Here is a 5,709-nt window from a genome sequence, read left to right as displayed (position 1 = left end):
CTCTTGCGATCGCCCGGTCCGATGAGGCCCGAAATATACACCGGGCACATCTGCCGCCGCTTCTTGTGACCAAGCTTCTCAACGAACGGCTTCAGCCAATCCGTCAATGCAACATTCTGCTCTGCCATCCCATGCACCCTCGTTGGAATGCCAAGGATGGCCGATCATCGTTACCTGAGAGTTAATCTGCCAAAGTAGTGTTAGGTCGTAGACTCATAAACGCGGAGCCAAAGCCGCATTGAGGCGAGCTGAACCATAGCAAGGAAGTTGGCGGCGAGCTTGTCGTATCGTGTTGCGACGCGGCGGAAGTGCTTCAGCTTGGAGAAGAAGCGCTCGATGCGGTTGCGCTCGCTGTAGAGGCGTTTGCTGAAGCAAGGCTTCCAGCGTCGGTTGCTCTTCGGCGGAATGTTGGACGTGGCACCTTGCTGCTCGATCAGGCCGCGGATGCGGTCCGCGTCATAGGCTTTGTCAGCCGGCACGATGGTACGCGGGCCGAGATGGTCTAGCAACCGATCGGCGATCTGGCCATCATGTGTCTGGCCAGCCGTTAGACCGAACCGGATCGGGAGCCCTTGCGCATCAACGACGACGTGTATCTTGGTCGTAAGCCCGCCGCGCGATCGACCGAGACAATGATCTGAACTCCCTTTTTTTGCCGTCGCAGCCTGCTGGTGGGCGCGAACCGAAGTGCTGTCGATCATCTGGATCTCGCCGTCGTGCGCGGCAGTGATGCTCTCTATCAGCCGGACCCACACACCTGCCGTCCGCCATCGCGCGAAGCGGTTGTAGCAGGTGGTGCGCGGGCCATAGCGCTCGGGTAGGTCGCGCCAAGGCGCACCGGATCGCAGCACCCAGAAGATGCCGTTCAGCACGCGCCGATCATCGACACGCGGCACACCTCTTGGCTTGTTGGGGAGCAGCGGCTCGATTATGCGCCATTCAAAGTCTGTCAGGTCATATCGGCTCATGGTGAGTCCTGAATCAGAATCCAGCGCGATGTGAAAGAACGCCTTCGCCTTAGCGCCTCGCTTCCAAATGGACCTCTTTTGGCCGCCGAGCTGAGTTATGAATGGCGGCGCATTATGGCCCACGAAAAGCCTGGCGCAGGAATGTACCGCCGTCGAGGAACCACCTCGCTCAGATGGCGCGTTCGCGACGAGCGGGTGAAGCGTTCGTCGCGTTCATGTTCGTGCGGGACTTGAAATGACGTGATGGCTCAAGCCGGGGAAGCCGCTGCGTGCCGAAAATTGTCCCGAGCCCATGAGGCAAATGTAGTGGGCGTCTGACCTGCAACTTTGTTCGCCAGAGCGATTTCATGGTCGTGCGAGCCTGAGCCAAGGTAGGTATAAGTCTCGTAATAGGCCAGCGTCTCCCCTAACGCGTCAGCTTCAGGGAAGAAACCTGCGTACACCTCCCGAGGAACTCGAGTGAACGAGAGCTTATGGCCCAACTGATTCAACGCGCTGAGGAGGTCGTTGAAGGTCAGGAAGTCGCCGACCAACGGCAGATATGCGCCGTTGCCAGTTTCTTGCGGGTGCGCGAACGCGCCGGCGACGATGTTTCCCAGTTCGTTGATGTCACCCATGTGAAAGCAACGTACCGTGGGATCGATCGGAAGCACCCAGCCAAAGCTTCCATCATGCTGCCTTTGCGGACCGAACGGTCCCGAGAAGTTCTGATAGTAGGCAGGAGGCACGACGAAAGTGTAGCTCGGAAATCCCGCATCCTTCACGATCGAGTCAACCTTCGCTTTCCCGGTGAACTGGGGAACGTTGAACTTGCCATCGCTAATCTTCTCGACGTTTGGAAGGGTCGACCAGATCAGGTGGTTGACGCCTGCCGCCTTCGCGGCCTGAATTGCGGCTGTTGCCTGCTTAATCTCATCGGTGCCTTCTTGCCAGAAGTTGGTGACGAGAAAGACGCCGTGCGCGTCCTTGAGGGCCTCTGCAAGCGTCTCTGGCCGTTCCAGATCCGCTGCAACGACTTCGTCGGCAACGCCCTTGTATTTGCCAGGGTCGCGCGACAGCGCACGCACCGTGAACTGACCGTTGGCCTTCAGGGCACGCACGACGCCGGCTCCCTGATTTCCTGTCGCACCAAACACGGCGATCAATTTCTTTTCGCTGGATACCATTTGTAGCTCTTTCATTTCAGCTTGAGGCGCCCGCGCGAAAGCGGGACCGGCCCTTTCGATCATCTTCGGCTACATCTTGCGCTGGATCGAAATTCGTAACAATGCTTCAACAATTGACATCATTTGCCAGGATTTGATCCATATGAGCGATCCCGTGGAAACCGCGGAACTCGTCGCCTTCACCAAGACGGTAGACGCCAAATCCCTCTCGCGCGCCGCTGCCGAGCTGCGCGTCCCCCGCGCGACCGTGAGCCGCCGTCTCGCCCGCCTCGAGGAGCGTCTCGGCGCACGCCTCCTCCGCCGCACGACGCGAAGCCTCGTCCTCACGGATATTGGCGAGGCGTTCTATCGCCAGGCCTGCATCGCGCTTGAGGCCGTGCGGCTGGCCGAGCAGAGCGTGCGGATGACCGACGATGTCGTGCGCGGCGATCTGCGCGTCTCGGTACCGCCGGTGATGAGCGTTAGCTTCCATGCAATGATTTGTGAGTTCGCGACGCGCTACCCCGAACTGCGCGTCCATGTCCACACGTCGAACCAGCTCGTTGACATCCTCCGCGACGGCTACGACGTCGCGCTCCGCGCCAGCAGCCAGATCCAGTCCGGCCTCATCGCGCGCACGCTCTTCCGTGACCCGATGATCGCCGTCGCGGCACCCGCCTACCTCGCAGTTCGCGGCACGCCGCGTACGCAACGCGATCTCCGGACCCACCGCTGTCTTCTTGGCTTTGCACGTGGCGAGCTGCCGGAAACGCATTGGCCCATAATCTCGGGGGGCAAGCTCCATCTCGACGGCTCGTTCTTCTCGAACGACATCGCGCTGTTGTGCGACGCCGCCGTAAGTGGGCTTGGCATCGCGCTTCTCCCGCGTGGCCTCGTGTCGCTGCACCTGGAGAGCGGCGCGCTCGTGCAGGTGCTCGCCGGCATCGTCGGCGCCGAAATGCAGATCGCGTTGGTTTACCCCGAGCGCGCGTTCTTGCCTCCTCAAGTGCGCGCCTTCATCGACGCGGTCGCCGCCTGGGTGCCGCGCGAGCTTGTCGCCAACCAGCGCACCTTCCAGCGCGAGCTGTCGGGTGTGGTCACAAAGGCGAAGAAGGTTTCGCCTCGCTCTTCGAAGAGAAGTTCTAGCGCTTAGCTGTCGTTGGCTTGCGACTATCGGTGCGATTACTTTCCACCAAACCCAGCCGTTCGCGTTTATGGGTTCACGGCCTACTTAAGAAGGTTTGGGGCCATCCCGATTGAAAAGCCGTGTAGCTCGGCTCTGAGTTCCCTTGATTGATTAGCCACGCTCATAAGCCCATGCGAATTGCCACGCCTAATCGAATGATGGCAACCGCGCTATAATCGTGATTGTGAGACCGCAACGGCGCCTGGGAATACGGCTGTCGGCTGGCGAGATACTGATGAGGGATGCAATGAATTGGTCACAGGATGAGCTTGTGAAAATCGACCAGGCGGACGACCTGAAGATCGCACCATTTCGCGAGGATGGCGCCACCTATGGCACCCCGACCTGGATCTGGGAGGTCGTGGTTGATGGCAGTCTCTATGTGCGTGGCTACCATGGTCAGAAGTCGCGCTGGTATCAAGCCGCGCTTCATCAGAAAGCCGGCCGGATTATTGCTGCCGGCATGACGCGGGGAGTCGCCTTCGAGCCGGTCGACGGGCCAATCAACGACCGCATCGACGACGCCTATCGCGCAAAATACGGCAAGAGCCCGTATCTGGCGCCTATGATTAGCGCTCGGACACGCTCGGCGACCATGAGGATCGACCTCCGCGAGAAACGCTGAGGGTGAGGTTTGATCGCATGAAGTTCGGGGCGCGCAATCCTGAGAAGCACGGCGCCTCATCCGCATCTTGATGATGTCGGCCGTCGAACACCAACTCCACAGAAGGAACTGCAACATGATCAAGCGCAAACTGGGCCAGGGCCTTGAGGTTTCCGCCTTGTCGCTTGGCGCCATGGGTTATGGCAAGGCGCGCGAGCTTCCCGACCGGGCGGAAATGGTTACCCTTCTTCGCACCGCGGTCGAACGCGGCATGGATTTTTTCGACACCGCCGAGGTTTATGGCCCGTGGACCAATGAGGAGATGGTGGGCGAGGCGCTTGCTCCGGTTCGCGATAAGGTCAAGATCGCCACAAAATTCGGCTGGGATATCGACCAGGAAACCGGCCGGCATCGCGGCGGCGTCAACAGCAGGCCGGCGCAGATCCGCCGCTCCATCGAAGGGAGCCTGAAACGGCTGCGCACCGACCATATCGATCTTTATTACCAGCATCGCGTCGACCCGGACGTGCCGATGGAAGATGTCGCCGGGACGGTGAAGGATCTGATCGCCGAGGGCAAGGTGCTGTGGTTCGGCCTGTCAGAAGCGGGCGCTCAGTCCATCCGCCGGGCGCATACGGTGCAGCCGGTCGCCGCGCTGCAGAGCGAATATTCGCTCTGGACCCGCGAACCGGAGACAGAAATCATCCCGACTATCGAGGAACTCAGTATCGGGCTCGTTCCCTTCAGCCCGCTGGGCAAGGGGTTTTTGACCGGCAAGATCGACGTCAGCACGACATTCGATAGCTCCGATATCCGGGCCGACATACCGCGGTTCTCCGAGGAGGCTCGTGTCGCCAACCAGAAGCTGATCGACCTGATCCGCAAGATTGGCGAGAAGCATGATGCGACACCGGCGCAGGTCGCGCTTGCCTGGCTGCTGGCGCAGAAGCCCTGGATTGTTCCTTTGTTCGGGACACGTAAGCTGGAGCGCTTCGAAGAGAATATCGGAGCGTTGAACCTCGCTCTGGATAGGTCCGATCTCGACGAGATCGAAGAGGCTAATATCGTGATCCAGGGCGCACGCTATCCCGAAGCCATGCTGCGCCGTTCGGGGCTCTAGGTGTCATTGATCTGAATGTCGAGCCGCCTCAGTCAAACATGTGGCGGGTCCCTACGAGTATCGCAAAGCGCCGCCGAAGCCGTGTTCACGCGTATTGAGACGCGCACGACGCGATACTCGACAACAATCAAATTGAAAGGAATATCCATGAGACGGATCTTGGCGGCCACGGCGATCTCGCTCACCATGGGTGAGCCTGTCTTCGCTCAGGAAGGAACGGGAAGCGGAGGTATGCCGGAAAGGGCTTCGTCGCTATCGACTGGCGACATCCGCTCAGTATCGCCAGCTCTTGCCCGCTATGCGGAAGAAGACGTGATTGGAAACCTTTGGCAACGGCCGCAGCTCTCGCGGCGCGACCGCAGCATCGTCACACTCTCCGTGCTGATCGCGCGAAACCAGGCCATCGACCTGAGGCACTACGCAAATGTCGCTCTCGATAACGGCGTCACCCCAGGTGAAATCTCGGAGATCATAACTCATCTTGCCTTCTACTCAGGTTGGTCGAACGCTATGTCTGCCATCGCCGTGACGAAGGAGGTGTTTGCCGCACGAAATATCGCGGCCGATCAACTCCCAGCGGCCTCCCCGCAATTGCTGCCTTTGAATGAAGACGTGGAGCAGCAGCGCGCCGCCGCCGTCGAGAAAAATGTCGGACAGATTTCGCCGGGACTGGTGCTGTTTACGAC

Annotated in this window: 6 protein-coding genes and 1 pseudogene; 4 read left to right on the top strand and 3 right to left on the bottom strand. The window is 59.9% G+C overall.

What is annotated here, in order from left to right; translation table 11 throughout:
* From QDY28_RS31160 to QDY28_RS30445, 3 genes and pseudogenes are all read right to left on the bottom strand, one after another.
* Positions 1-128, bottom strand: a pseudogene (locus QDY28_RS31160) (IS701 family transposase); the annotation flags it as partial.
* A 72-nt stretch (positions 129-200) separates the two neighbouring features.
* A complete protein-coding gene (locus tag QDY28_RS30450; RefSeq protein WP_331384826.1) occupies positions 201-968 on the bottom strand; it encodes an IS5 family transposase in 768 nt (255 codons plus the stop codon).
* 248 nt (positions 969-1,216) lie between these two features.
* Positions 1,217-2,134 carry an NmrA/HSCARG family protein gene (locus tag QDY28_RS30445; RefSeq protein ID WP_331384825.1) on the bottom strand — a complete coding sequence of 306 codons (918 nt, stop codon included), beginning with the start codon at positions 2,132-2,134 and terminating at the stop codon, positions 1,217-1,219.
* 76 nt (positions 2,135-2,210) lie between these two features.
* On the opposite strand from QDY28_RS30445, the gene QDY28_RS30440 reads away from it, so the two are divergent.
* From QDY28_RS30440 to QDY28_RS30425, 4 genes are all read left to right on the top strand, one after another.
* A complete protein-coding gene (locus QDY28_RS30440) occupies positions 2,211-3,266 on the top strand; it encodes a LysR family transcriptional regulator (protein ID WP_331384824.1) in 1,056 nt (351 codons plus the stop codon).
* A gap of 280 nt (positions 3,267-3,546) precedes the next feature.
* Entirely contained in the window at positions 3,547-3,924 is a 378-nt protein-coding gene (locus tag QDY28_RS30435) for a DUF2255 family protein (RefSeq protein WP_331384823.1), read from the top strand.
* Between the two features lie 115 nt (positions 3,925-4,039).
* Complete coding sequence (locus QDY28_RS30430; protein WP_331384822.1) at positions 4,040-5,023, top strand: aldo/keto reductase; 984 nt, start codon at positions 4,040-4,042, stop codon at positions 5,021-5,023.
* Positions 5,024-5,170: 147 nt separating this feature from the next.
* The coding region (locus QDY28_RS30425; protein WP_331384821.1) for a carboxymuconolactone decarboxylase family protein at positions 5,171-5,709 on the top strand (539 nt) is incomplete at its 3' end.

Origin of the sequence: Rhizobium sp. BR 362 (assembly GCF_036528765.1) — a bacterium.
GTDB lineage: Bacteria > Pseudomonadota > Alphaproteobacteria > Rhizobiales > Rhizobiaceae > Rhizobium.
The sequence above is the reverse complement of the archived record's forward strand: the minus strand, read 5'-3'. Positions and strand labels throughout refer to the sequence as shown.

Excerpts from the sequence above, each read along its gene's own strand:
- QDY28_RS30450 (WP_331384826.1), bottom strand. The coding sequence starts at position 968 with ATGAGCCGATATGACCTGACAGACTTTGAATGGCGCATAATCGAGCCG.
- QDY28_RS30445 (WP_331384825.1), bottom strand. The coding sequence starts at position 2,134 with ATGGTATCCAGCGAAAAGAAATTGATCGCCGTGTTTGGTGCGACAGGA.
- QDY28_RS30435 (WP_331384823.1), top strand. The coding sequence starts at position 3,547 with ATGAATTGGTCACAGGATGAGCTTGTGAAAATCGACCAGGCGGACGAC.
- QDY28_RS30430 (WP_331384822.1), top strand. The coding sequence starts at position 4,040 with ATGATCAAGCGCAAACTGGGCCAGGGCCTTGAGGTTTCCGCCTTGTCG.